27 protein-coding genes are annotated in these 24,248 nt (G+C 34.4%); 9 read left to right on the top strand and 18 right to left on the bottom strand.

Annotation, left to right across the window (positions count from 1 at the left end):
* Positions 1-207: 207 nt before the first annotated feature.
* Genes BUC11_RS12415 through BUC11_RS12405 form a run of 3 tightly spaced genes read left to right on the top strand, consistent with a single transcriptional unit; the run spans position 208 to position 1,774 of the window.
* Positions 208-927, top strand: a complete 720-nt coding sequence (locus BUC11_RS12415) for a TIGR04255 family protein (protein ID WP_073354490.1) — start codon at positions 208-210, stop codon at positions 925-927.
* A complete protein-coding gene (locus BUC11_RS12410) occupies positions 924-1,346 on the top strand; it encodes a hypothetical protein (RefSeq protein ID WP_073354488.1) in 423 nt (140 codons plus the stop codon). Before BUC11_RS12415 ends, BUC11_RS12410 begins: the two co-directional genes overlap by 4 nt.
* Positions 1,346-1,774 (top strand): DUF7689 domain-containing protein, encoded by a 429-nt coding sequence (locus BUC11_RS12405; RefSeq protein WP_073354487.1) that lies wholly within the window; start codon positions 1,346-1,348, stop codon positions 1,772-1,774. The genes BUC11_RS12410 and BUC11_RS12405 overlap by 1 nt, the downstream gene beginning before the upstream one ends.
* Here BUC11_RS12405 and BUC11_RS12400 read toward each other — a convergent pair whose 3' ends face one another.
* The 3 genes from BUC11_RS12400 to BUC11_RS12390 form a co-directional block, all read right to left on the bottom strand.
* Positions 1,775-2,182, bottom strand: a complete 408-nt coding sequence (locus BUC11_RS12400; RefSeq protein ID WP_073354485.1) for a hypothetical protein — start codon at positions 2,180-2,182, stop codon at positions 1,775-1,777.
* Between the two features lie 188 nt (positions 2,183-2,370).
* On the bottom strand, positions 2,371-3,390 hold the full coding sequence (pheS, locus tag BUC11_RS12395; RefSeq protein ID WP_073354496.1) for a phenylalanine--tRNA ligase subunit alpha: 1,020 nt from the start codon (positions 3,388-3,390) through the stop codon (positions 2,371-2,373).
* A 111-nt stretch (positions 3,391-3,501) separates the two neighbouring features.
* Positions 3,502-3,858 carry a hypothetical protein gene (locus BUC11_RS12390; protein WP_073354483.1) on the bottom strand — a complete coding sequence of 119 codons (357 nt, stop codon included), beginning with the start codon at positions 3,856-3,858 and terminating at the stop codon, positions 3,502-3,504.
* A 155-nt stretch (positions 3,859-4,013) separates the two neighbouring features.
* On the opposite strand from BUC11_RS12390, the gene BUC11_RS12385 reads away from it, so the two are divergent.
* Entirely contained in the window at positions 4,014-4,517 is a 504-nt protein-coding gene (locus tag BUC11_RS12385; RefSeq protein ID WP_073354478.1) for a CvpA family protein, read from the top strand.
* Between the two features lie 34 nt (positions 4,518-4,551).
* Here BUC11_RS12385 and BUC11_RS12380 read toward each other — a convergent pair whose 3' ends face one another.
* The 10 genes from BUC11_RS12380 to BUC11_RS12335 all read right to left on the bottom strand — a co-directional run bounded on the left by BUC11_RS12380 (position 4,552) and on the right by BUC11_RS12335 (position 14,323).
* Positions 4,552-5,295, bottom strand: a complete 744-nt coding sequence (locus BUC11_RS12380) for a tetratricopeptide repeat protein (protein WP_073354476.1) — start codon at positions 5,293-5,295, stop codon at positions 4,552-4,554.
* 46 nt (positions 5,296-5,341) lie between these two features.
* Positions 5,342-5,437: a GxxExxY protein gene (locus tag BUC11_RS12375; RefSeq protein ID WP_084129643.1), complete on the bottom strand. Its 96-nt coding sequence runs from the start codon at positions 5,435-5,437 to the stop codon at positions 5,342-5,344.
* 59 nt (positions 5,438-5,496) lie between these two features.
* Positions 5,497-7,239 (bottom strand): BatD family protein, encoded by a 1,743-nt coding sequence (locus BUC11_RS12370; protein WP_073354474.1) that lies wholly within the window; start codon positions 7,237-7,239, stop codon positions 5,497-5,499.
* Positions 7,240-7,259: 20 nt separating this feature from the next.
* Positions 7,260-8,009 carry a tetratricopeptide repeat protein gene (locus BUC11_RS12365; RefSeq protein WP_073354472.1) on the bottom strand — a complete coding sequence of 250 codons (750 nt, stop codon included), beginning with the start codon at positions 8,007-8,009 and terminating at the stop codon, positions 7,260-7,262.
* Between the two features lie 47 nt (positions 8,010-8,056).
* Positions 8,057-9,091: a VWA domain-containing protein gene (locus BUC11_RS12360; protein ID WP_073354470.1), complete on the bottom strand. Its 1,035-nt coding sequence runs from the start codon at positions 9,089-9,091 to the stop codon at positions 8,057-8,059.
* Positions 9,092-9,183: 92 nt separating this feature from the next.
* The gene (locus BUC11_RS12355) at positions 9,184-10,185 is read right to left on the bottom strand and encodes a vWA domain-containing protein (protein WP_073354468.1); all 1,002 of its coding nucleotides are present in this window, start codon (positions 10,183-10,185) and stop codon (positions 9,184-9,186) included.
* Positions 10,185-11,816 carry a hypothetical protein gene (locus BUC11_RS12350; protein ID WP_073354464.1) on the bottom strand — a complete coding sequence of 544 codons (1,632 nt, stop codon included), beginning with the start codon at positions 11,814-11,816 and terminating at the stop codon, positions 10,185-10,187. The genes BUC11_RS12355 and BUC11_RS12350 overlap by 1 nt, the downstream gene beginning before the upstream one ends.
* Before the next feature lie 103 nt (positions 11,817-11,919).
* Positions 11,920-12,279 carry a four helix bundle protein gene (locus BUC11_RS12345; RefSeq protein WP_073354462.1) on the bottom strand — a complete coding sequence of 120 codons (360 nt, stop codon included), beginning with the start codon at positions 12,277-12,279 and terminating at the stop codon, positions 11,920-11,922.
* 96 nt (positions 12,280-12,375) lie between these two features.
* Positions 12,376-13,239 carry a DUF58 domain-containing protein gene (locus BUC11_RS12340; RefSeq protein WP_073354461.1) on the bottom strand — a complete coding sequence of 288 codons (864 nt, stop codon included), beginning with the start codon at positions 13,237-13,239 and terminating at the stop codon, positions 12,376-12,378.
* 79 nt (positions 13,240-13,318) lie between these two features.
* A complete protein-coding gene (locus BUC11_RS12335; RefSeq protein ID WP_073354459.1) occupies positions 13,319-14,323 on the bottom strand; it encodes an AAA family ATPase in 1,005 nt (334 codons plus the stop codon).
* Positions 14,324-14,535: 212 nt separating this feature from the next.
* Here BUC11_RS12335 and BUC11_RS12330 point away from each other — a divergent pair, with 212 nt between their 5' ends.
* The 3 genes from BUC11_RS12330 (at position 14,536) to BUC11_RS12320 (ending at position 17,566) form a co-directional block, all read left to right on the top strand.
* Complete coding sequence (locus BUC11_RS12330; protein ID WP_073354457.1) at positions 14,536-15,408, top strand: aldo/keto reductase; 873 nt, start codon at positions 14,536-14,538, stop codon at positions 15,406-15,408.
* A 46-nt stretch (positions 15,409-15,454) separates the two neighbouring features.
* Complete coding sequence (locus BUC11_RS12325) at positions 15,455-16,207, top strand: SDR family NAD(P)-dependent oxidoreductase (RefSeq protein ID WP_073354455.1); 753 nt, start codon at positions 15,455-15,457, stop codon at positions 16,205-16,207.
* Between the two features lie 219 nt (positions 16,208-16,426).
* A complete protein-coding gene (locus BUC11_RS12320) occupies positions 16,427-17,566 on the top strand; it encodes an ATP-binding protein (RefSeq protein ID WP_073354452.1) in 1,140 nt (379 codons plus the stop codon).
* 234 nt (positions 17,567-17,800) lie between these two features.
* On the opposite strand, the gene BUC11_RS12315 is transcribed toward BUC11_RS12320, so the two are convergent.
* Complete coding sequence (locus BUC11_RS12315; RefSeq protein ID WP_073354450.1) at positions 17,801-18,094, bottom strand: Bor family protein; 294 nt, start codon at positions 18,092-18,094, stop codon at positions 17,801-17,803.
* 570 nt (positions 18,095-18,664) lie between these two features.
* Between BUC11_RS12315 and BUC11_RS12310 the strand changes: the two genes are divergently transcribed.
* Both BUC11_RS12310 and BUC11_RS12305 read left to right on the top strand, forming a co-directional pair.
* The gene (locus BUC11_RS12310) at positions 18,665-19,390 is read left to right on the top strand and encodes a metallophosphoesterase family protein (RefSeq protein WP_073354448.1); all 726 of its coding nucleotides are present in this window, start codon (positions 18,665-18,667) and stop codon (positions 19,388-19,390) included.
* Positions 19,391-19,431: 41 nt separating this feature from the next.
* Entirely contained in the window at positions 19,432-19,929 is a 498-nt protein-coding gene (locus BUC11_RS12305) for a DUF6646 family protein (protein ID WP_073354446.1), read from the top strand.
* Between the two features lie 162 nt (positions 19,930-20,091).
* On the opposite strand, the gene BUC11_RS12300 is transcribed toward BUC11_RS12305, so the two are convergent.
* From BUC11_RS12300 to BUC11_RS12285, 4 genes are all read right to left on the bottom strand, one after another.
* Positions 20,092-20,751: a hypothetical protein gene (locus BUC11_RS12300; protein WP_073354444.1), complete on the bottom strand. Its 660-nt coding sequence runs from the start codon at positions 20,749-20,751 to the stop codon at positions 20,092-20,094.
* Positions 20,748-21,833 (bottom strand): HipA domain-containing protein, encoded by a 1,086-nt coding sequence (locus tag BUC11_RS12295; protein ID WP_073354442.1) that lies wholly within the window; start codon positions 21,831-21,833, stop codon positions 20,748-20,750. The genes BUC11_RS12300 and BUC11_RS12295 overlap by 4 nt, the downstream gene beginning before the upstream one ends.
* An 87-nt stretch (positions 21,834-21,920) precedes the next feature.
* Positions 21,921-23,468, bottom strand: a complete 1,548-nt coding sequence (gene amaB / locus BUC11_RS12290) for an L-piperidine-6-carboxylate dehydrogenase (RefSeq protein WP_073354440.1) — start codon at positions 23,466-23,468, stop codon at positions 21,921-21,923.
* 204 nt (positions 23,469-23,672) lie between these two features.
* A complete protein-coding gene (locus tag BUC11_RS12285) occupies positions 23,673-24,212 on the bottom strand; it encodes a 3-hydroxyanthranilate 3,4-dioxygenase (RefSeq protein WP_073354438.1) in 540 nt (179 codons plus the stop codon).
* Positions 24,213-24,248 lie beyond the last annotated feature (36 nt).

The following is a 24,248-nucleotide window of genomic DNA, read 5'->3' as shown; positions in this document are numbered from 1 at the left end:
ACCTCGGAAAAGGCATCAATTTGATTCTCCAAATGAAGTATATTTACAATTATTAAACAATAATCAGGAATTCGCATTAATTAATTGAATCCACCTAGTAAAAAAATAGTCTTAAAAATATTTATGAAATTTTACTGATGGGTTAAATTATTTTTAATTTTCATCTAATAAAACAAACTAGTAAAATCTATTTTATATATTTGATTCATGAAATACTCAAATCCCCCAATAAAAGAAGCTGTTTTTGACATTCAGGTTACTGGATTAGAAAACATTACAGAAGAGGACATTGAAAATTTACATATATTATTTGAGGCGAGTTATCCTCAAAAGAAAAAAACCTTAAATATTTTTGGAGATTTTGAAATAAAACAAAACAACGAAATAACTAATAACACAAAAACTCAATTTAGAGGAGTAATTTTTTCTAACGAAAAAAACAACAGACAAGTGCAATTTAGAGTTGATGGATTCACTCTTAATTTCTTATCTCCTTATAGTAATTGGAATGAATTTTATAATGAAGCTTTTTTACTTTGGAAAATATATTTTAATGGTCTTAAGCCAAAAAAAATAAATAGAATAGGATTACGATATATAAATAAGATTAACATCCCATTACCTTTAGTAAGCTTTCAAGAGTACATATTAAATATGCCTCCTATACCCAAAAGCTTGCCACAATTGTATAACAGTTTTTTCATGCAAATTCAAGTACCATGCGATAAAAAAGAGTACAATGCGGTAATAACAGAAACTATAGAAACTCCAACAAAGGACTTAGTTCCTTTTATTTTAGACATTGACATTTTCAAAGAAATCAACAATAATTTTGAATTTACAGATTTCAATTACATGCGTTCAATGAAAAATTCAATTTTTGAAGACTTTATTACCGATAAAACCAGAAATCTACTTAACAAATGAGTCGTCTATATAGCACCGAAATAACTAGAAATACAGGTTTAACTCAAGAAGCTTCTATTTTATCTTGTAATTATTCAAATGCTGTCAATACATTTAAAGGAAACAGTGTGCTTATTTCTGATAGAATTGAAAACCAAGAATTCAAACATTTTTTACAACTAAAAGACAAGTGGAAATCAGAAACTTTGTATTATTCTAGTTCTTCACAAATCTTCAATAATTCTGCATATAGAGAAATTATTGCTCTTGGAAGCAAAACAATTCCATGGATTATAAGAGAATTAAAAAAAACAAATGATCATTGGTTTTATGCTTTAAAAAAAATTAGCGGAGAAAACCCTATCAACCCTGATCACTATGGCATAATAACCAAAATGAAAGAAGATTGGATAGAATGGGCACAAAAGAATAATTATTAATGGTTTTAATTATTCCAGAATTTCCAAACACGACAATTGATCCATTTGTAATTACAAGCCCTCAAACTTCATCGTATAATTGTATTGCATGGGCATTTGGAGACAATACAAAATGGTATTGGCCTGACCCTGATGAAATGTATTTCTGGCCAGAAAATATTCCTCGGACAATTGAAGTAAATTCTTTTATAGAATTATATAAATTAAAAGGATACGAGGTATGCATTTCTACTTCACTAGAAATAGGTAATGAAAAGATCGCAATATTTTTAGGAAATGATGGACTACCAACTCATGCAGCTAGACAATTAGAAAATGGTCTCTGGACTAGTAAACTTGGTTGCGAATATGATATACAACACAGTATATACTCTATGAATAATAGTGTTTATGGAAATGCTAGTGTTTTCATGTCGAGAAGTCTTTAATTATTTAACAATAACCCCATCAACGAATAAAATTGGCACCTCTTCGACGTTAGTTTCATTGATTGAATTTGCTTTGAAAGTAAACTTTTTATCGTAAAGCTTTCCATCCATGAAAAAGGTAAGCATAAACTCATTGTTGAGCGTCAAAACACTTTTTTCAATCATTTCAATTTTTACGAGCGATACGGGTGGTAATTCTACAAAAGCATGGCGCAACAGCGATGTTTTTTTCATTTCGCCCTCAATTGTTCCAAAAGCTTTTGAAACCACCATAACACTTTCAATTAGAAAATCACTGTCATTTATCAAATACGCGTACCATACTTTTTCCATAAAATCGTCGCTCCATTCTTGAACGGCAGCTAGGAAAACGTTTTCTACTTCGGGGATGATGATGTCTTTTTTCATATCGTTGTGTAGAATGAAGCAATCTCTTCACTCATTAATTACTATTTAGTATTCAAAAACTTAATTTTCTTGTCAACCGAAATCCCTAGCCCAGATAGCAGTGAAAATCCTTTTTTGAGGCTTTTTGCCTCAAAAAAGATTGCAACGGATAGCTGGAAATAGCTCCTAAAAATATAATTTATAACTCTTTATATGCTTGATTTGAATTGCTCCAAGAAACGAACGTCGTTCTCATAGAACATGCGGATATCGCCAATTTGATAGAGTAACATGGCAATTCTTTCGATTCCCATTCCGAACGCAAAACCGTTGTATTCATCAGGATTGATACCGCAATTTTTCAACACATTTGGATCTACCATTCCGCAACCCATGATTTCTAACCAGCCGGTTCCTTTGGTGATTCTATAATCGGTTTCTGTTTTTAAACCCCAATAAATATCAACTTCGGCACTTGGTTCCGTAAATGGAAAATAAGAAGGTCTCAGGCGTATTTTTGATTTTCCGAACATCTCTTTGGTGAAATACAAAAGCGTTTGCTTTAAATCAGCAAAAGAAACGTCTTTATCGATATACAATCCTTCCACTTGGTGGAAAATACAGTGAGAACGGGACGATACGGCTTCATTACGGAAAACTCTTCCTGGAGAAATCGTACGAATGGGCGGTTTATTGTTCTCCATGTAACGCACTTGCACTGATGAAGTGTGCGTGCGCAACAAAATATCAGGATTCGTTTGAATGAAAAAGGTGTCTTGCATATCACGTGCCGGATGGTATTCCGGTAAGTTTAATGCGGTAAAATTATGCCAGTCGTCTTCAATTTCTGGACCCTCAGAAACATTGAAACCGATGTTTGAAAAAATATCTATAATTTGGTTTTTTACCAATGAAATAGGGTGACGAGAGCCAATAATCATTGGTTCTGCAGAACGGGTCAAATCCCCGTAAAATCCTTTACTTTCTTCTTTATTTTCTAAAGCTTCCTGAATGGTTTTCACTTTTTCCTCAGCAGAAGTTTTAAGCAGGTTAATTACCTGTCCAAATTCCTTTTTTTGGTCGTTAGGAACATTTTTAAATTCGGCAAAAAGCTCTTTCAAAAGTCCTTTGCTTCCTAAAAATTTGATTCGGAATGTTTCTAAATCAGCAGCATTTTGAGTTGAGAAAGCTTGTGCTTCACCAATATATTCTTTTATCTTGTCTATCATTTTCATTCAATAATTGAGAGTGCAAATTTAAGAAATTTGTTCCGAGTTTCAAGTTTAATGTTTCAAGTTTATTGCATTAGACTTTCATCTAACGAAGTTCCCTTTGATACGCTATTCTATCACTTCGCGTTCTAAGAAATAGTTTACAATAGCTTCTTTCATTAAAACAGATTGTTCCCCAGCTTTTAGTGGAGGCAACTCCTCTTTTACTCTGTAATGCGGCCATCCATCTTCATCAAAAAACTCAAATTCATAGAAACCGTAAGGCTCTAATAATCTGCAAATGGCAATGTGCATTAGGTTTAATTTTTCGTCTTTCTTATATTCACTGTGTACTTTCCCGAGTTCCTGAACTCCAATTAAATAAATAATGGCGTCTAGATCTAAGTCTTCTCCTTGTGAAAATTGATTGGAAAGTATATTTACAAGCTGTTCCCAGCGTTCTTTAAGTTGAGTGTCTCTTGACATTTTAATTTTTGATTGTAGATTAACGATTTTTGAATGCAGATTTGTATCGCAGATTTTCAAATAGAATAATCAAATTATTTTAGCAAAGATAGGCACTCCGTTTTTGACTTTAGAATATTCTTTTATCTTTGTTCTTTTGTCTTTATTTTTTATTTATGGGATTTTTAGATATTATTTTGGGAGTACTACTGGCTTTCGCTTTTTATAAAGGAATCAGAAATGGACTTTTTATAGAACTAGCTTCATTAGTTTCACTATTGGCGGGAATATATTTTGCCGTGAAATTTTCCTCCTTTATGCGAGATATTTTAGTAGGATATGTGAAGTGGAATCCCAATACAATTCAAGTTGTTGCTTTTATTCTCACGTTTATCGCTGTGGTTATGGTAGTCACCCTTTTAGGAAAGTTCCTGACTGGAGTCGCCGATTTTGCTTTTTTGGGCTGGTTGAATACGATTGGTGGTGGCTTCTTCAGGGTGCTAAAAACAATTTTGATTATCAGTATTGTCTTTGCAGTTTTCGAAAAAATAAATTACAACCACTTTTTAACCAAAAAAGAAACGTTAGACAATTCTCTTTTTTACAATCCAATTCAAAAAACAGCGGGATATATGTATCCTTCATTAAAGGAATGGTATGGCAGTTTGAAGGACAAATAAACAATTTGCACTGAATATTTGCAACTAAAAACTATTATTTCACTTCCTTAATCGCACTGCTTTCAATCCAACCTTCAGTTCCATCTGTAAGTTGGATTTTTTTCCATTCACCTATGCTTTCAAAAACAAAAACCTTAGTACCTTCATGGAGTACAAAAAGTGGTTTACCCCCATTTCTAGGTTCACTTTTAAAATCGGTCATTTCGGCAAAAACTATGGCAGGTTTCTCCGTGTCAAAATGGCTTTTTTCAAAAATAGCAGATGAAACACTAATCAGTATCAAAAAAACAACTACGAACATTCCAAAAAAGAAAATTCGCTTTGAAACTGTACTTTGTAAAAAATAGTACCCTATAAAAAAAAGTAAAAACCCAACAGCAAGTCCAACCGAAATCCAGGCCCAAGTATTATAATGATACACTCCCGTAAAATCCCGAATCAACTTTGCAAAACCTACTTTTGGAATTACTTTTATTTCATCAATCGTTCGTTTTTGAGCGAATTTCAAGTTGTTAATCGCATCATTATTATTGGGATTTAGAACCAATGCTTTTTCATAATTATAAATTGAAGGTGCTACTTCATTTAATTTATAATAGGCATTTCCTAAATTGAAATACACTTCAGAGGAGTGCTTATTGTCTTTCAAAACACTTTCATAAGCTGCTATAGCTTCGGTGTACTGTCCTTTTGCATAGTACGCATTCCCTCTTTCGAAGCCATTTTGGGCAAAGAAAATCTGGGTTGAAAGTAAAAGTAGGTATAGTATATTTTTCATAAAAATTTAAACACGAAGGTCACAAGGAAGTCGCAAAGATCACTATTTAAAGCGCTCCATTTATAACTCGTCTTACACCTTCTTTTAGCAATTTTACATTAAAATTAATTAGTAATCCTAATCTGCAATCCGACAATCTCAAATAGGTTAGTAATTATATAAACTTTGTGCATTTTGTGCACTTTGTGGTTAAGCAAAATATTAAGCAATCTGTTTTTCTAATTCCGAGATTATAAATACCGCTTTATCAAAATCCTGTTGTATCGTAACACTTGACGAAGGCGCATAACGTGCCACTTCACAATTTTCAGTAAGCGCAATAAAATCATTTACTGATTCTGGTTTTGCATTTCGAGATAACAATAATTCCTGAATATTATCCTTGCTCATTTCTGAAGTTTCAATGTGTAATTTTGCTTTTAGGAAATTGTGCATCGCTTTTTCCAGCGCAATGTAAAACAGTTCTTTGTTGTTGATTTGTTTCTTCGCTTCTGATAAATATTTCTTGGCCAATCTGTTATTCATTCGGATTCTGTTTCCAGAGACATCCCCATCCATAGCCTCTTTCTTCTTTTTGAATAAAATAATTATTGGAACCAATAAAAAAGGAAGCAATAACAATCCAATAAACAAATTTGATCCAAAGAAACCCTCTTTGTCTATGATAACAAGATTAGTTTTTGATTTGATGGTTTTAAATTCCTCAACAACAATTTTATTTTTGTTTCCATCTGTTGCAGTAGAATCAGCCGGTGTAGGTCCATCCAAAACATTGATCATCACCTCCGGAGATTTTATTGTTTTGTAGGTTCCAGAACTCAGGTCAAAATAAGAAAACTGCATTGGTTTAACCGGATAATTGCCTCTGTATTGTGGAATTATAGTATAACTATCCGACGATTTTCCAGCCATTCCAGAAAGTGGTGTGCTAATATCTTCGCTGTGAACAGCATCGTACATTTCCAGCGCATTTGGCACTACAGGTTTTGGCAAAGTGAACAATTTTAAATTTCCTTTTCCGGTTACACTTACAACCAAATCTAGACTTTCACCGTGTTTCAAATTAGTCTTTGATGGTGTAACTTTAAAGTCAAAGTTTCCAACTGCACCATTAAAATTTTCTGGTTTTCCTGCTTCTGGCAGAGGTTTAACATTTATAGTCTTTCCTCCTGCTGAAACTCTTTTGCTGGTTTCAGTGAGCACCATTCTACCAAACATATCCCTACGATTCGTTGGCAATTGCACATCAATTTCTAAGGATAACGGTTCTATTTTAAGTCTTCCCGACTTTTGCGGATACAGCACTACCTTCTTAAGTACTATATACCTGTAATTCTGCCCTTTGAACTGTCCTTCTTCTGCTACAAGTTGTTTTATTTCTATATTTTGACTCCAAAAATCATTGTATTTTGGTTTACTTAATTCTCTAAAATTTGAGATTCCAATATTTGCAAAATACAATTTATAGACTACTGTTGTTGGCTCGTTGACATAAGGGTTAGCTTTAGAGACATCAGCAACTAGATACAGGTTTTCATCGGCCGATATTGGTGAGTCGTTAGGATCTCGTGGTTGCTCTTGTGCGTCAGTAACATTGATTTTTACAGGCGCCGTTTTGTAAATTTGACCATTGTATTCTATAGCTGCCGACTTGATCACTAATGTACCCTTTTTATTTGGCAAAAGAATATAAGAATAGGCTTTTTCAAAGGAACTTCTTCCGTTTACCCACGATTGACTTACCTGCTGACTGGGTCCAGCAACAATTCGGAAACCATCAAAAGAAGGCTGCACAAAATTATCACCATCTACATTCATCATAAAATCAATACGCAATCTTTCATTCAAGCCCAGCGTACTTTTACTCACTCTGGCCTCAAACTGAACCTGAGCACCGAGTGTGCTGCACACCAATAAAACAATCGCCGCTATATATTTTTTCATTTTCAAACTCTCTAATTGAATTACCAATCCTTCTCGGTTTTAACTGGTTTTCCTTGTACTTTTTGGGCATTCACTTTATCCTGAACTTTCTTCTCCTCTTTATTTACGGCATTTAAAAGATTTTCTAGACGTTCTTTAGAAATTCCTCCTGGCGCTGGTTTTGGTTCTCCCTTGTCATTGGGTTTCGGATCTTTATTTTGTTTGTCCTGATCGCCTTTGTCGTCTTTTTTATCTTTTTCGTCCTTTTTATCTTTTTCGCTGTCTTTTTTATCTTCCTTCTTTTCTTGATCTTTTTTCTCGTCTTTTTTCTTGTCGTCTTTTGGAGGATTATCTTTAAGCATTTTTTTGGCCAAAGCATAATTATAACGGGTTTCTTCATCCGTCGGATCATTTCTCAATGCATTTTTATACGCTTCTACCGCTTGTGCATAATCTTTTTCATTCATGAACACATTACCTAAATTATGAAAAGCACGGTGTTTCTGAGGTCTTGTCTTTGAATTTTTCAACGCCTTGGCATACGCAAACTTCGCTTCGGAAGATTGTTTTTGCTTGTAAATACTATTTCCAAGATTAAAAGGAGCAGCGGCTTTATTAGGGAATTTTGAATCCGAAATTCGGTAATTGGCTTCGGCTTCTACAAATTTATTGTCCGCATAATCTTTATTTGCTTTAGGTAAAATTCGGTCTTTTTGTTGCGCATACAATCCAGCTGTCCCGGAGAAAGCAACGATTAAAAAGGCAATTATGATAATTTTAAATCTTTTCATTTATTGTATCTATAAATCCAAAAAGTTTTGAAGCCTTTTAGAAATAATTATTTATTCTCGTTAAATAAATCCAATTTTTTAACCCAACTTGTTTTTCTTTCTAATAGAAAAACATCCACAAATAACAGCAAAAAAGCAAACCCCAAAAACCATTGAAATTGCGATTGAAAATCGGCCATTTCGGTCGCTTCAAATTCGGTTTTTTGAATATTATCTAAAGCATTCTTGATGTATTCCATCACTTCTTTGGTATTATTCCCGCTTATATATCCCCCTTTAGTCGTTTTTGCAATCACTTCTAAACTGGCTTTATTCAACTTAGTAATTACCACTTCATTGTTATTGTCTTTTTGAAAACTCTCCACAACTCCATTCCTTTTTAAGGGAATTGTCCCTCCTTTTTCGGTTCCAATTCCTATGGTGATAATTTTCATTCCCAGTTTATTGGCTTCTTCGGCAGCACTTTCGGCTCCTTCCGAATGATCTTCACCATCCGAAATCAGAATCAATAATTTGCTGGTTTTACTTTTATCATCAAAATAGGTGGACGATAATTTTATAGCTTCATCTAGCGACGTTCCCTGAGAGGAAACCATACCCGTGTTCATGCTTTGCAAAAACATTTTGGCCACTCCATAATCTGTGGTGATAGGCAATACTGGAAAAGCGCTTCCTGCATACGCCACAATTCCTATACGATCACTTCCTAACTGATTAATGATTTGGGAAACAATCTGCTTGCTTTTATCCAATCGGTTTGGCGCTACGTCTTCTGCCAGCATACTTTTGGAGACATCAATAGCAAAAACAATGTCGATTCCTTCTCGCTTTACGGTTTCCATTTTGGTACCAATCTTCGGATTGACCAAACCAAGAATCAGTCCAAGCAAAGCCAAAATCAGTACTGATACTTTCAAAACGGGTTTAAAAACTGAACTTTCAGGACTCAGTTTTTTTACCATTTCTAAATCCCCAAACTCGCGTTGTTTTTTTCTTTTCCAATATAAATTGAACAGAAAAACCAACACCACCAAAGGCAATATAATGAGAAGATATAAATATATTTTTTCGTCTAATTCCATAATTTTTCTTAACCGCTAAGTTCACAAAGAAGGCGCAAAGTTCACAAGGCTTACTAACCTCTAAACTACTCACTTGATGACTTGTTTGTATATTATATAAAGCTTTTAAAAACTGTATTCCTTAATCCTATTTCCAGCAACAATAAAAAACCGGCAAACCAAATAAATGGTCTGAATTTTTCATCATAATCATAGAATTTTAATTCTTCAATTTCAGTCGTTTCCAGTTTATTGATGGAAGCATAAATCTCCGCTAATTTGCTGTTGCTTGTTGCTCTAAAATATTTCCCATCTGTTTTTCTGGCGATATTTTTCATCAACTGCTCGTCAATTTCCACTTTCATCATTTGGAACAAAAATTTTCCGTTTGGCGCAATAGCATAAGGAAACATGGCCATTCCATTGGTTCCAATACCAACAGTATACACTTTGATTCCGTATTGTTTGGCAATATCCGATGCTGTTTCTGGCTCAATAAATCCGGCATTATTCACTCCATCTGTCAAAAGAATAATCACCTTGCTCTTGGCCTGACTGTCTTTCAATCTATTCACAGCAGTCGCTAATCCCATTCCTATTCCGGTTCCGTCCTGCAAAACATTATCATATTTAATACTGTTGATCGCATCCAGAATAACTGCTTTATCGCTGGTTACAGGAGTTTTTGTGTACGCTTCAGAGGCATAAACCACAAGTCCAATTCTGTCATTTGGTCGTTCTTCAACAAAATCAGCGGCCACTCGTTTTAGTGCTTCCATTCTGTTCGGTTTCAAATCTTTGGCCAGCATACTTCCGGAAACGTCTATCGCCATGACGATATCAATTCCTTTTGTCGTTTTAGTTTTATTACTGATATCTACCGTTCTTGGTCTTGCCATTGCAATTATCAGAGAGCATAAAGCCAAAACCCGAAGCACATTCAACATTGGTTTTAACTTGGTCAAATACGATCCTGTTCCTTTAAATCCTTCTAACGAGCTTATCTTTAACGTGGCTGATTGATGGTTCTTTTTTCGCATGAACCAGACAATTACAACTGGAATCAGCAGAAACAACCAAAAAAATTCTGGGTTTAAAAAAGTTATTTTCTCCATTATTTACTTGCTTGTTTTAATTCGACAGCATTCAAAACGCGTTCTGAAATTTCGTTGCCATACTTTTCTCCTTCTTCATGAAAAAGTAAAATTTGTTGTAATCCGCCTTCTTGACTGAACAATATGGCTTCATAATACATTTTTGCCGTGGTCTTATTTTCACCATCAACTTGAGAAAAAGTTCCGTAGGCTTTCAATCCTTTAACTCCTTCATTGGTTTCAAAATCTTCTTGTTTTACAATCATGTTTTGAGCTCCTTGCGCTTCCAGTGATTGCAACGCGCCATCCATAGATTTTGCCAAATCAATTTGTGTTTCCGCTTTGAATTTTAACGTAGAAACCATCACATAAAAACGGTCCAAAACACTTCCATACGCAAAGGATTGCATTTCTTTAATTAAGGCCATTCCGTCTTTAGGGAGTGTCTTTGTCAAATCTACTCTCTTGAGCACTTTTGGTGTTTCTATGATAATTCCTGGATTTCCGTATTCACTTTTAACCCATTCGCCTTCCAATAATTCTTTTGTAGGATGACCAATAATATTATCTTTTACATAGTCAAACCCTTTGGTAACAATGAAAAAAGTGGTGGTCGCTGCCAATAAAAAAACAACCGAAGCCACCGCAGTCACGATGCGTTTGTTCCTTTGCTTGCGCAACTGAATTTGGATTTGTTTTTGTCTTTGCGCCTCATTCAACAACGTGTCTTCCTCTACAGGAATTTCCACAGGAATTGAATTGTCTAAGGTCAAAATTACTTTTTGAATTTTATTGCGGTCTTCGGTAATTTCAAAATCCAATGGTTTTGACTTGGCAAATTTCACTAAATCGGCTTGTTTTAAAACACGTTCCAGATTTTCGATAATTTCCTGCGAAAGCGTCATTTTCTTTTTGACAGAAGCTGCTCTAAGTCCTTGAATCAGCTCCGAAGTTGTACTTTCCATTGCCGGAATTTCTATTGCTTCTTCAATATAGTTTCTGGCGATATCAGTCAATTCGCTATAATACGCTTTGACTTCTCCTTTTTGCCAAAGTTCCTTTTTCTCCAAAGTATCCAGCAAAGTAGTCGCTTTCTCGATTGGCGTTTTATAAATTTCTTCCTGTAGTTTCTTTTCCTGGCGTTTTTTAATAAACCAATAAATAAACGCTGCAATTCCAATAATTAAAGCAATAATCAACAGGTATTTCCACCAGTTTCCAATTGGGTTGTCCGCTGGAGCAATATCCTTAATTTCGAACATTTTTTGTTTCAAAGTATCTACTTGAACATTCGCCACTTCAACCAAAAGCGAATCCGTAAGAAACGGTTTGCTGTTGATGAAAATCTTGATACTGGGAACCACGTATCTACCCGAATCAAATTGGGTTAAACCGTATTTTTTGATTAATTCGTAACGCCCATCCATTTTGACAGTATCTATAGGATAGGACTGAATTACCTCTAAAGCCCCAAAGTTTTTTAGTCTAGGGAAAATCACTTTAGCCGAAGTATCAACAGTAGTTTTAATAGACAGTTTAAATTCGGCGCCAATTTTATTTTTAGTAGTATCAATGCTAGTAACCACTTGCTTTTGTTGTGCAAAAACAGCCGTAGAAAGCAGTAATAATAGTAGGTATAATTGTTTTTTCATCTTTTATTATTGAACCTCTTTCGATTTTTGATTGAGGATTAACGATTTTTGATTTCAGATTTGACCCAGAAACTTCGATTCGTTTTTCATCAAAAATCTAAATTTATTTCAGATTTGTTTTAGCTGTTTTAATACTTGATACGAAAATAGAAATTAGCTCATTAGCCTCAGTTTTTGCAATAGTTAGATTTGTTAAATCGGACGTTAAACTTGATTTTTCAATAATTTTTAAACAAACAAAGCTTTCTCTTAACTCTTTTAAACAAATGCCCATTTTATGAATAAAATCTTTACTGCTTTCTGCACTTTGTGCCTCTCCATAATTTAAAGCGGGAGAAGTTCCAGATCTAATTATTTGCCCAGCAAGATGATTTTCAGCATAGTTTTTTTCAAATTTGCTTGCAACGATTATTATTGTTGATGCAAAATCTATCAATCTATTTTCTAATTCTTGCTTGTTCACTTATTAAGTTTATATTTTTATTTTACCAATCTAAAATCCATTTTCCACTTCTACAAAATCTGAAATCAAAAATCGTTAATCAAAAATCCAAAATCATTATCTCGATTTGAAATAACTTAATAATTTCGTCACATAACTTTCGTCAACTCTAGTGTTTACTACTCCCGAGCCTGATTTACTGAATGTTTCTTTGAAATAGTTTACTTTATCGTGGTACTGTTTTTCATAATTCATTCGCACTGCTTTCGAACCGGTATTTATCAATTCTATTGCTCCAGTTTCAGCATCAAGCATAGAAACCATTCCTAAATCCGGCATTTTTTCTTCCCGAATGTCATACACGCGAATCCCCGTTATGTCGTGTTTTTTTGCAGCAATTTTTAATGTATGCTCGTAATCTTCCGACATGAAATCAGAAATTACAAATACAATTGCTTTCTTTTTTTGGGTTCCCGATAAAAATTTTAAGGCTTGCCCAATATCTGTTTTACGGCTTTTAGGCTGAAATTCTATCAATTCCCGAATGATAAGCAACACGTGAGATCTTCCTTTTTTTGGCGGAATATACAATTCGATTTCATCCGAAAACAAAATCAAACCAATTTTATCATTGTTTTGAGTTGCTGAAAAAGCCATTGTTGCAGCAATTTCCGTAACAATATCTTTCTTAAATTGGTTTTTCGAACCAAAACTTTCTGAACCTGAAATATCAACCATTAACATCATGGTCAGTTCACGCTCTTCCTCAAAAACTTTTACGTGTGCTTCGTTGTATCGTGCAGTTACATTCCAATCAATTGCACGAATATCATCGCCATACTGGTATTGACGCACTTCACTGAACGTCATTCCACGTCCTTTGAAAGACGTGTGATACTCTCCCGAAAAGATGTGATCACTCAATCTTCGGGTTTTGATTTCTATTTTTCGTACTTTTTTTAAGAGGTCTTTTGTATCCATTTTTTTAGTAATTAGTGAACAGTGAATAGTGACTAGCAATTAACCACGGCTAATTACTAGTCACTTATTACTAATCACTTTATGGAACTTCTACTTCGTTTACGATTTTGTTGATGATGTCTACTGAAGTAATATTTTCGGCTTCGGCTTCGTAAGTAACGCCAATTCTGTGACGCAATACATCATGCACTACCGCACGAACATCTTCTGGAATTACATATCCACGACGTTTGATAAAAGCGTAGCATTTTGCGGCAGTCGCCAAATTGATACTTCCACGTGGTGACGCTCCAAAACTGATTAATGGTTTCAAATCAGCCAATTTATATTTCTCTGGGTAACGCGTGGCAAAAATGATATCAAGTATGTATTTTTCTATTTTTTCATCCATGTACACCTCACGAACTGCTTCTTGAGCACGCAAAATTTGTTCTACTGAAACAACAGCATTTACTTTTTCGTAACTTCCTTTTAGGTTTTGACGAATTACTAAACGCTCGTCTTCCATTTTTGGATAATCAATAACGGTTTTCAACATGAAACGATCGACTTGCGCTTCAGGTAATTGATACGTTCCTTCTTGCTCAATTGGATTTTGCGTAGCCAAAACTAAGAATGGTCTATCTAACTTGAAAGTAGTATCCCCAATAGTTACTTGCTTTTCCTGCATGGCTTCCAATAATGCCGATTGCACTTTGGCTGGCGCACGATTAATCTCATCCGCAAGAACGAAATTAGCGAAAATTGGTCCTTTTTTTATCGAAAATTCATTTGACTTAATGTTATAAATCATAGTTCCCACTACATCGGCTGGCAATAAATCCGGCGTAAATTGAATTCTACTGAAAGATCCCTGAATGGCCTGCGAAAGAGTATTTATCGCTAAAGTTTTTGCTAATCCGGGCACCCCTTCTAATAAAATATGTCCCTGACCCAAAAGCCCAATTAACAAACGCTCGACCATGTGCTTTTGACCCACAATAACCTTGTTCATTTCCATCGTGAGAAGGTCTATAAATGCACTCTCTCTTTCAATTTTTTCATTGATTGCTCTGATGTCTAAAGTCGCCGTATTTTCTTCCATTTTATTATTTTTAAAACCTTGAATTTAATGCCTTCGTTTTGAAGGTGCAAATTGAATTTTTTTTTAGAAGTAAGATGTTAATAAATGGTTAAAACTTCGGCAAAAGCCCTAATTTTAAGGACTAATTGTGATACAATTTTTATATTTTTAAGAACTTTGAAAAATATACTTTGAATTACAAGATTTACGCATTTCAATAAAAAATAAAAACCATGAGCAAAACAAAATTATCGCCCATTGTAGCGGGTGTAATGAATTGGGGAATTTGGGATAAAAATCTCAATACCAAAGAAATGGAAAACATGATTAATGTGTGTTTAGAAAACAAAATCAGCACCTTTGATCATGCCGATATATATGGAGATTACACCACTGAAACTGATTTTGGAAAAGCACTCGCTTCCAGCAAACTTGCAAGGGAAAAGATGCAATTAATTTCGAAGTGTGGCATCCAAATGGTTACTGAAAACCGTAAAAACAACATAAAACATTACGAATATTCCAAAGAATACATCATCTGGTCTGTCGAGAACTCGTTAAAAAATTTACAGACGGATTATCTGGATGTGCTATTACTCCATAGACCTAGCCCACTGATGCATGCTGATGAAATTGCCGAAGCGGTTTTAAAATTAAAATCAGACGGAAAAATCATCGATTTTGGGCTTTCTAATTTCACGTCTTCACAAACAGAATTAATTCGTCAAAAAACAGAAGTTTTGTACAATCAGGTGCAGTTTTCGGCAACGAATTTTGAACCAATGGTGGACGGAAGTTTTGATTACATGCAAGCCAATACCATTCGTCCGATGTCATGGAATCCGCTGGGATCCGTTTTTAGAGAAGATATTCCACAAACCAGACGATTGAAAAAATTACTGGCGACCTTAGTTTCAAAATACCATTTTGGTTCTGATACTATTTTGCTTTCTTGGATTTTAAAACATCCGGCGCAAGTTATTCCTATTGCAGGAACAGTAAACGTAGCCCGAATTCAATCCTTGATGAAAGCTGTCGAATTAGAATTAGACCAAGAAGATTGGTTTGCCATTTGGTCCGCGAGCATGGGCAGTGATGTAGCCTAAATATAAATATCCAATATAATAAATTTAGAAAAAACAGAAAAAAATCATGAGTAAAACAGCCTTAGTGACTGGAGCCACCAGCGGAATTGGAAAAGCAACAGCACAAATATTAGCTAAAAACAACTATAAAATTATTCTTTGTGGACGCCGTGACGATCGCTTACTGGAACTAAAAAATGAACTTTCAGCATTCACTGAAGTACACACCTTATCCTTTGATGTACGCGATAAAAAAGCAGTTTTTGAAAGCATCAATTCTTTACCAGAGGCCTTTTCCACAATTGATGTTTTGGTTAACAATGCCGGAAACGCACATGGTTTAGATCCCATTCAAAACGGGGATTTAGACGATTGGGATGCCATGATTGACATCAATGTAAAAGGGCTTTTGTATGTTTCGAAAGCTGTAATACCACAAATGATTGAGCGAAAATCGGGACATATTATCAACATTGGCTCAATTGCCGGAAAAGAAGTATACCCTAACGGAAATGTGTATTGCGCCTCTAAACATGCTGTTGACGCCTTAAACCAAGCGATGCGAATGGACTTGAATCCGTATGGAATTCGCGTTGGTGCTATTCATCCTGGTGCTGTTGAAACGGAGTTTAGCGAAGTGCGTTTCAAAGGAGATGTTGACAAAGCCGCCAATGTTTACAAAGGTTTTGAACCATTGCATCCAGAGGACATCGCTGATATCATTCACTTTGTTGTCTCCAGACCCTATCACGTAAACATTGCCGATTTGATGGTCTTACCTACTGCACAGGCATCTGCAACTATTTTAAAAAGAGATTAAATTATTATTTATTTCTATTAATTATTTTTAAATTTTTGAAAATCGCGAATTACAATTTGTTTTTAAAATGAATCAACAAGAAATTTTAATGAATAAAAAATTTACCGCAGATTTGCAGATTTTTAATTAATTTTAAATCTGTGAATCCGCGGTAATTTATTTTTTAAAAAGAATCGAAATAGTATTACTTCCTGAATGACAATAAAAAAGTAAATAGTAATGATCAACAAACGCATTCTTATCAAGAACTTGCTTGCTCACAATGATGAGAGCAGTTTTTATGATAAAAAGCGGCAGTTGAATTTACACACTCGCGAAGGAAAAGCCAAATTTTTAAAACACATCTGTGCCCTCTCTAATTCAAATCCTTCTAACAACTCCTATATTGTGGTGGGTGTGGAAGATCATGACAATCTTATTGTAGGCGACGATTTTTTTGACGACAGTCGGATTCAGAATTTAGTGAACGCCTATCTGGAAAATCCTCCCAAGATTCAATACGAAAATGTGCCTTTCCCAAATTTGCCAAAAGATAAAGTTATCGGACTGGTAACGGTCAAGCCAAAAAGCAAAACATCCCATTTCAAAAAAGGAATTCACACCATTCCAGCCAACAGTATTTTTATACGACGCGGCAGCAATACGATGCCGGTTGAAGGAGAAATTGAAAAAAATTATCAGAATACGGAGACTGTAATTGGCATCGAAAACAATTCCCGAAACAGCATCGAATACACACTCGATGGCGTGATTGATTTCATGAATTTCCGGCACAAGGATATGGCGCCAAAATACAAAGTATTCAAAGAGTTATTTGTAATTTGCTGGGCAGGAATTGCCAAGAAATCACGGGACAAAACCTATTTGTCGCGTGTAGATATTGAGTTAATAAACGAACAAATCAAGCTATTTTACTCGGCGCAGGATGTAGTCGAAATTACTTTTGACGAAGACACTTTTACTATAATTGAATACGTACCCTTAGGTTTGAATGACAAAACGAGCTACTATCCTTTAGAAAAGCAAACGATTCATTTTCATGATAACGGATATTACAAAATTGAAAGTGAAATGCTTTTTAAGCCACCAGAATTCAACAAGAAAATGCTTTTTCACATTTATAATTCCAATATTGCTTTGCTAAAAAAGCTCCAAAAAGAAATTTCGCTATCCGAGCGGGAAAGGAAAGACTTAGAAAACTTACCCTCTACTTTTATGATTTGTTACCTCAACGGGTTTGATGAGGCAAAACAAAGATTGATTGATGCCAAAGCATTATTAAAGCCATTCAACCAAGTATATCTATCTTTTAAAGAAGCGTTGCGAATTTTGAGGAAAATGAAATATGATGTGCAGTAAATTAAAAACTCTTTCTCAATCTATAGGTAGAATATCCAAAAAACAGTAAAAGTAGTATCTTTCCAAAAAGGAATCCAAAACCAAAGTTATTTAGTTTTTGATAATGATATATAAAAATGTTCACTAAAATAAACAATAAATAGAGTGTGATTATACCGGAGATAAAAAACAATATTTTTTTCATTTTTTTAAAATTTGGCGATGGTTAATAAAAACCATCGCCATTTTATTTAATTATTTAGTTACGGTAGTGGTTGTTGGCGTGTAAATACTAAAAGTAATTGCAGCAATAAGACCATTTACAAATGATTGTCTTGTGAAAACAGTATAATCTGTTGCTCCTGCAGCCATTTCTTTAGAGTCTGACACTCCAACTGGTGCTAATCCACCAATAACATAGTGATTCCATTTTGTAACGCTTGAATTTCCTTGAGCTCCTTTACCCACAACACTTGTGTAAGAGAAACAAGATGTCAACATTACAGAAACTGCAAAAACTACCGATAACTTTTTAATTGTTTTTTTCATTCTTTTTCTTTTTTAAAAAATTAATATATTTAATTACTCTTATGGAGTCCATTTTAAAAACATGCTGTGCAATCTTAATTAAATAATGATTTTACTTAACGAAAGATACAATGTGTTTTTTTACTGTTGCCTGCATGGAAAACTGTTATAAGTACACTGATTGAAAACCTCAAGATCTAAAACATTCTTTGTATTAGAAAGTGATTTCAATTTTTACAAATCTATTCTCTTAAGCAAAATCTACGTGCAAGCTATACTCAGTTGAGCTACTACCCAAGTAAAATATCGTTTACCAAACTACAAATCACATGAACAAGGAATACTGTAATATCAATAATTGCGGTCATACTAGCGGTGTTTATTTTTGGTAAATCTAATCTGAAAAATTAAATAAAACAATCACCTAAAACAGTGATATTTCAGTTTCAAAAAAAAATAATCATGTTGTAAAATAATTAAAAAAAACAAACTAAAAAAGTCTGCTTCATCGCTCTTTTACTTAATTTTATAAACTGAAAAATAGTGCTTATTTTCTGCTATTTTTGCATTAATAAAAAGAACAATTTGTAGATGAGAACACTTGTTATAGGCGATATCCACGGTGGTTTGCGAGCGCTGCACCAAATTATGGAAAGAGCTAAAGTTACTAAAAGCGACACCCTGGTTTTTCTAGGAGATTATGTTGACGGATGGAGTCAATCCCCTCAGGTACTTGACTTTATAATTGATTTAAAAACCAAGCAGAACTGTATTTGCATTCGCGGGAATCATGATGATCTCTTACTCGAATGGCTTGATGAAAGTAAAGATAACTTATTGTGGTACAAACATGGCGGGGAAGCGACCGTACTTGCTTATGAGTCCGTAAGTGAAAAAACCAAGCAGCAGCATATTGATTTTCTAAAATCGTTAGACAATTATTATCTGGATGCGCAACGGCGTTTGTTTGTTCACGCTGGTTTTACCAATATGAATGGGGTTGATTTTGAATATTTTCCAGGACTTTTCTATTGGGACAGAACTTTATGGGAAACGGCTTTGGCATTAGATACAACAATGAAAAGCAATCACCCGTTTTATCCAAAGCGTTTTACTTTGTATGACGAAATCTACATTGGTCACACACCCGTTACTCGAATAGGGGAAACAACGCCTGTACAAAAGGCAAATATTTGGAATGTGGATACTGGAGCCGCTTTCAAAGGCCCATTAACCATTATGGATGTTGACACCAAGGAATTTTGGCAAAGTGAACCATTAGATCAATTGTATTTTGACGAGAGAGGTAGAAATTAGAATTATTAAACTACTTTTGAAGCCATTTAAAAAATAAAAGCATGAAAAAGATTACTACATTACTCGTATTATTAACAGTCGGTTTAATCAATGCACAAGCATTCAAAGGAAAAGGCGATGTGAAATTTGACATAGGAGCGAACTTTCAAGATGGAGGATCTGGAATTCGTGTTTCTTCTGATTTTGGTCTGGGAGAAAATATGTCATTTGGATTTGCCGCTTCGTACTTGTTATCTGTCTCCAACGATGATTTGGGAAACAAACCTGATTTTGGTGATAGAGTGGACATAAAAGGACGGTTTAATGCCAACTTGGGGAATGTTTTTAAATTAGATCCAAAAATGGATTTATACCCAGGATTGGATTTAGGATTGCGTAATTTTGGTGCGCATTTAGGATTCCGATATTTCTTTACAGAAGGTTTTGGATTTTTCACTGAAGCAGGAATTCCAATTGCCAGTTACAAAACAAATCCAATAGGTTTTGATAAATTAAACAACCAATTCACGTTTAACATTGGTGCTTCGTTTAATTTGTAAAATACTTTTCACAACAATTTTTGAAGTAATTTGAAATAAAAAAAGGCAATTTGAATATTTCAAATTGCCTTTTTTAGTTTATTATATTTTGGTTCTACAAATCAAATTTGATTCCTTGTGCCAATGGCAGACTTGTAGTATAGTTGATTCTGAGAATATAAATTAAAGACTTGCTTTAACGAAAATTCGTTTTAATACACCATTTTTTTCAGTTCCTTGAACGATTAACTCAAATTGCTTACTTGTTTTATGGAATACACTACAGTGAATTAGTTTAATACGTCCAAGATATAAATTTTCTTTGAAGACTTTTACAGCTTTATTATCGTATTGATTATTCGGTTCTAATTCATATCTTAAAACATCTCCAACCGCAACCTTATCTGAAGGTATTTGACTTTCCAATAAATTAGTTATTTCCGTAACAAAGGATAAATTTTCTACAGGGTTAAAATGAGCCAAAAACTCAAAATTATCTGTCGGTAATAGTCCTTGAGTAAAAGCTAACATGTAATATTTATCTTCTTTTTTACTTAAATCAATATTCCAAAAATCATAAAAATCTTGTAAATCAGGTCTCTCACTACGCATTAATCTTTGACCAAAAATTTCAATTACATTTTCCGTATAAATTTTATCTTTAGTTGTATCCGGAAAGCCTTCAAAATGCACAAAACCTAACTTCTTAGCTTCTTCAACTCCATCCTGATTATATTGAAAGCGGATTCCTTCTGAGGCACTTTTTTTAATAGTACCAACAGAAATTCTTCTACTGCCTTTACCTGGTCTCCAGATAAGGTGTATGTTTCCTATTGCTTTCATAAATATTTGATTAATTTTTCAATGCGCAAAGTTACCAATTTAAACATCAATTGTTTTCTTGCAACCGATAATTTAAAGTTAATTAAATCCGTTGGAACATTTATATCAATTTTTTCAATTATATCTTCTATTGCATCGGAGTTATATTTCTCCATAACTCTACCTATAAACCTTTTCGTTTCAGCTGGATAGTATTCTAGCAATAATTCTATAAGTTCAAAATGCTTCCTTTTTTTAGTATTCCCTTCCCAATGAATCTCAGACTCACCCTTTCTAACATATGCTTCTATCATTTGAGAATCACCAAGCATTTTTACAACTTTTTCATCTGTATGTTCTCTTCCTAAACAACAACCACTATCATAAATGGGTGCAAATTTATGAGGGGCTAAATCTGCCTGTGCAATTAAATCTGATTTACTAAGTTTATTGTTGGTATCGTGTTTTTGGACTAACATTTCTCCCAATAATTTATTGAAGTTGTTTTTGATTTTTCCAAAAAAACCTATTTTATTACTTTTAAAATCTCTTTCAATAGTGTCAAATATTTCTTGATAGTAAGCAATTGTTCCCCAATTTTCTTGATGCCTGTCAGAATTTCCAATTATACAATCAAAAACAATAATTTCAATAATATTATCAATATGACTTCCTAAATAAAATTTATTCAACGCATTACAAATAAATTGAAATGTATAACCCTTTTTATCCTGACTTGGAATGTATTTTGAATTAAAACCAGTCAAATAAGCAACCCCTTCCGTCAATTTATTTTTCGAATTTAAAACCATTGACTTTGAAATACAACCTATTTTTTGTTTATGCTTACTGTCATAAGCAATATTATAATCTAACATTGGAAAACCTAAAAATTGACCAATTTTAGAAGAAACAATTTCAGACCAAAACTCTGTTGGATAGCGAATTTCTCCTTGAGGTGTTTCTTTTGATCCTTTAAAAAAATACTCTTCATTTGTGTCGGGGTGCAAAGCAATGTATTTACTTCGAGTACCTCCAGTACTGTAATGAACATTTTTATGCCAACCTGAAATATCTGTAAATGTTGCTGCTAAATTGGCCATTAATATTTTTTTTGTCTAATTTATAAAAAAACGCTTTATCTAAATAAGACAAAGCGTTTAAATATAAATTTATTGTTAACTAAATTACTACAAATCAAATTTGATTCCTTGTGCCAATGGCAATTGGGTTCCGTAATTGATCGTATTCGTTTGTCTTCTCATGTATGCTTTCCAAGCATCTGAACCAGATTCACGTCCGCCACCCGTTTCTTTTTCACCACCAAAAGCGCCACCAATTTCTGCTCCAGAAGTACCGATATTCACATTGGCAATTCCACAATCAGAACCCGATTGAGAAAGGAACAATTCCATTTCTCTCATACTATTGGTAAAAATAGAAGAAGAAAGTCCTTGTGGAACTCCGTTTTGCAAAGCAATGGCTTCTTCAATTGTACTGTATTTCATTACATATAAAATTGGAGCGAAAGTTTCTGTTTGCACTATGTCTAAATGATTCTCCGCTTCAATAATGCAGGGTCTTACATAACAACCACTTTCATATCCTTCGCCTTCAACCAATCCGCCTTCAACAATTATTTTTCCGCCTTCTTTTTTGGCACTTTCAATCGCATTCAAATAATCCTGAACAGCTCCTTTATCGATAAGCGGCCCAACGTGATTATTCTCATCCAATGGATTTCCTATTTGCAATTGACCATACGCATTTTTCAAAACGCTGATGGTTTTGTCATAGACACTTTCGTGAATAATCAAACGTCTAGTTGACGTACACCTTTGTCCTGCTGTTCCTACCGCTCCAAAAACAGCTCCAACTAGAACCATACTAATATCCGCATGTTCCGAAACAATAATTGCATTGTTTCCTCCTAATTCAAGGATGGTATTTCCAAAACGTTCTGCAACGGTTTTTGATACGTGACGTCCTATTCTAGTTGATCCTGTAAAAGAAACCAACGAAATTCTTTTGTCATTATTGATTAAATCTCCTGATTCGTTTCCTGTTACTAAGCAACTCACTCCTTCAGGAACATTATTTCTTTTTAAAACTGTTTTGATAATGTTCTGACAAGCAATTCCACATAAAGGTACCTTTGAACTTGGTTTCCAAATCGCAACATCACCACAAACCCATGCAATCATGGCGTTCCAACTCCAAACCGCTACTGGAAAGTTAAATGCCGAAATGATTCCAACCGTTCCTATTGGATGGTATTGCTCGTACATTCTGTGCAAAGGTCGTTCAGAATGCATGGTTAATCCGTACAATTGACGGGATAAACCCACTGCAAAATCACAGATATCAATCATTTCCTGAACTTCACCATATCCTTCTTGAAGACTTTTTCCCATTTCATACGAAACTAGTTTTCCAAGAGGCTCTTTGAATTTTCTTAATTCATCTCCCATTTGACGTACGATATCACCTCTTTTAGGAGCTGGAACCATGCGCCATTCTAAAAATGCTTCTGATGCTTTTTGCATCGCTTTTTCGTAATCCTCTTTAGAAGACGTTTTTACTTTTCCAATTAAAGTCCCATCTGCTGGTGAATAACTTTCGATGATTTTTCCGTTGGCAAAATTAGCTGCTCCAGTTGATGTTCCTTCATTTATCTCCTCAATCCCTAATTGCTTAAGGGCATCTTTGATTCCGAATTGATCTGCTATTGTTATCATTGTAACTTTTTTATTAAAAATTGTTATATTTTTTTACAAATATATTGATTTAACGTGAAAAAATAAACATCGCTACTTTTATTTTATGCTTTTTAGCCCCGATAGAAGTGGCATCCTTTTGTGTTCTCGTTTTTTTACGAGACCACAAAAGATAGAACGGATAGCGGGATTAGCTCCTAAAACCGATACAAATTCAGCATTGAATTATTTTTTGGCAACAAATCTTGGGTCCGTTTCCATTACGGTTCCACATTTTTCGCAGGTTCTCAAGTGTTCAGAACTATAGAAATGTTCGAAATGAGGTAGAAAATCTTTCTCGATATCATGCAGTTCAAAATAGACTTCATGTAATTTATTATTACAAGTATCGCAAAACCAAAGCAATCCGTCCGTAAATCCTTTTCCGGCTCTTTTTCGTTCGATGACAAGCCCAATAGAACCTTCGGAACGTACGGGTGAATGCGGGATTTTAGCGGAATGCAGGTACATGTCGCCAGCATGAAGTTCCATTTCTTTTCGCACACCCTCATCTTGAATGATTACTTTAATACTCCCTTCAAGTTGGTAAAACAACTCTTCGGTTTCATTATAATGATAGTCTTTTCGAGCGTTTGGACCCGCAACTACCATCACGATGTAATCCCCGGATTCTGTGTATAAATTCTTGTTTCCAACGGGCGGTTTAAGAAGATCACGGTTTTCGTCGATCCATTTATTGAGGTTGAAAGGTTTTGCTACTGCCATATTTTCTGAGGTTCAAAGTTTCTAAGGTACTAAGGT

Source organism: Flavobacterium xanthum (assembly GCF_900142695.1).
Classification (GTDB): domain Bacteria; phylum Bacteroidota; class Bacteroidia; order Flavobacteriales; family Flavobacteriaceae; genus Flavobacterium; species Flavobacterium xanthum.
Note: the sequence above shows the minus strand (reverse complement) of the source record. Positions and strands in the feature narration are given on the sequence as shown.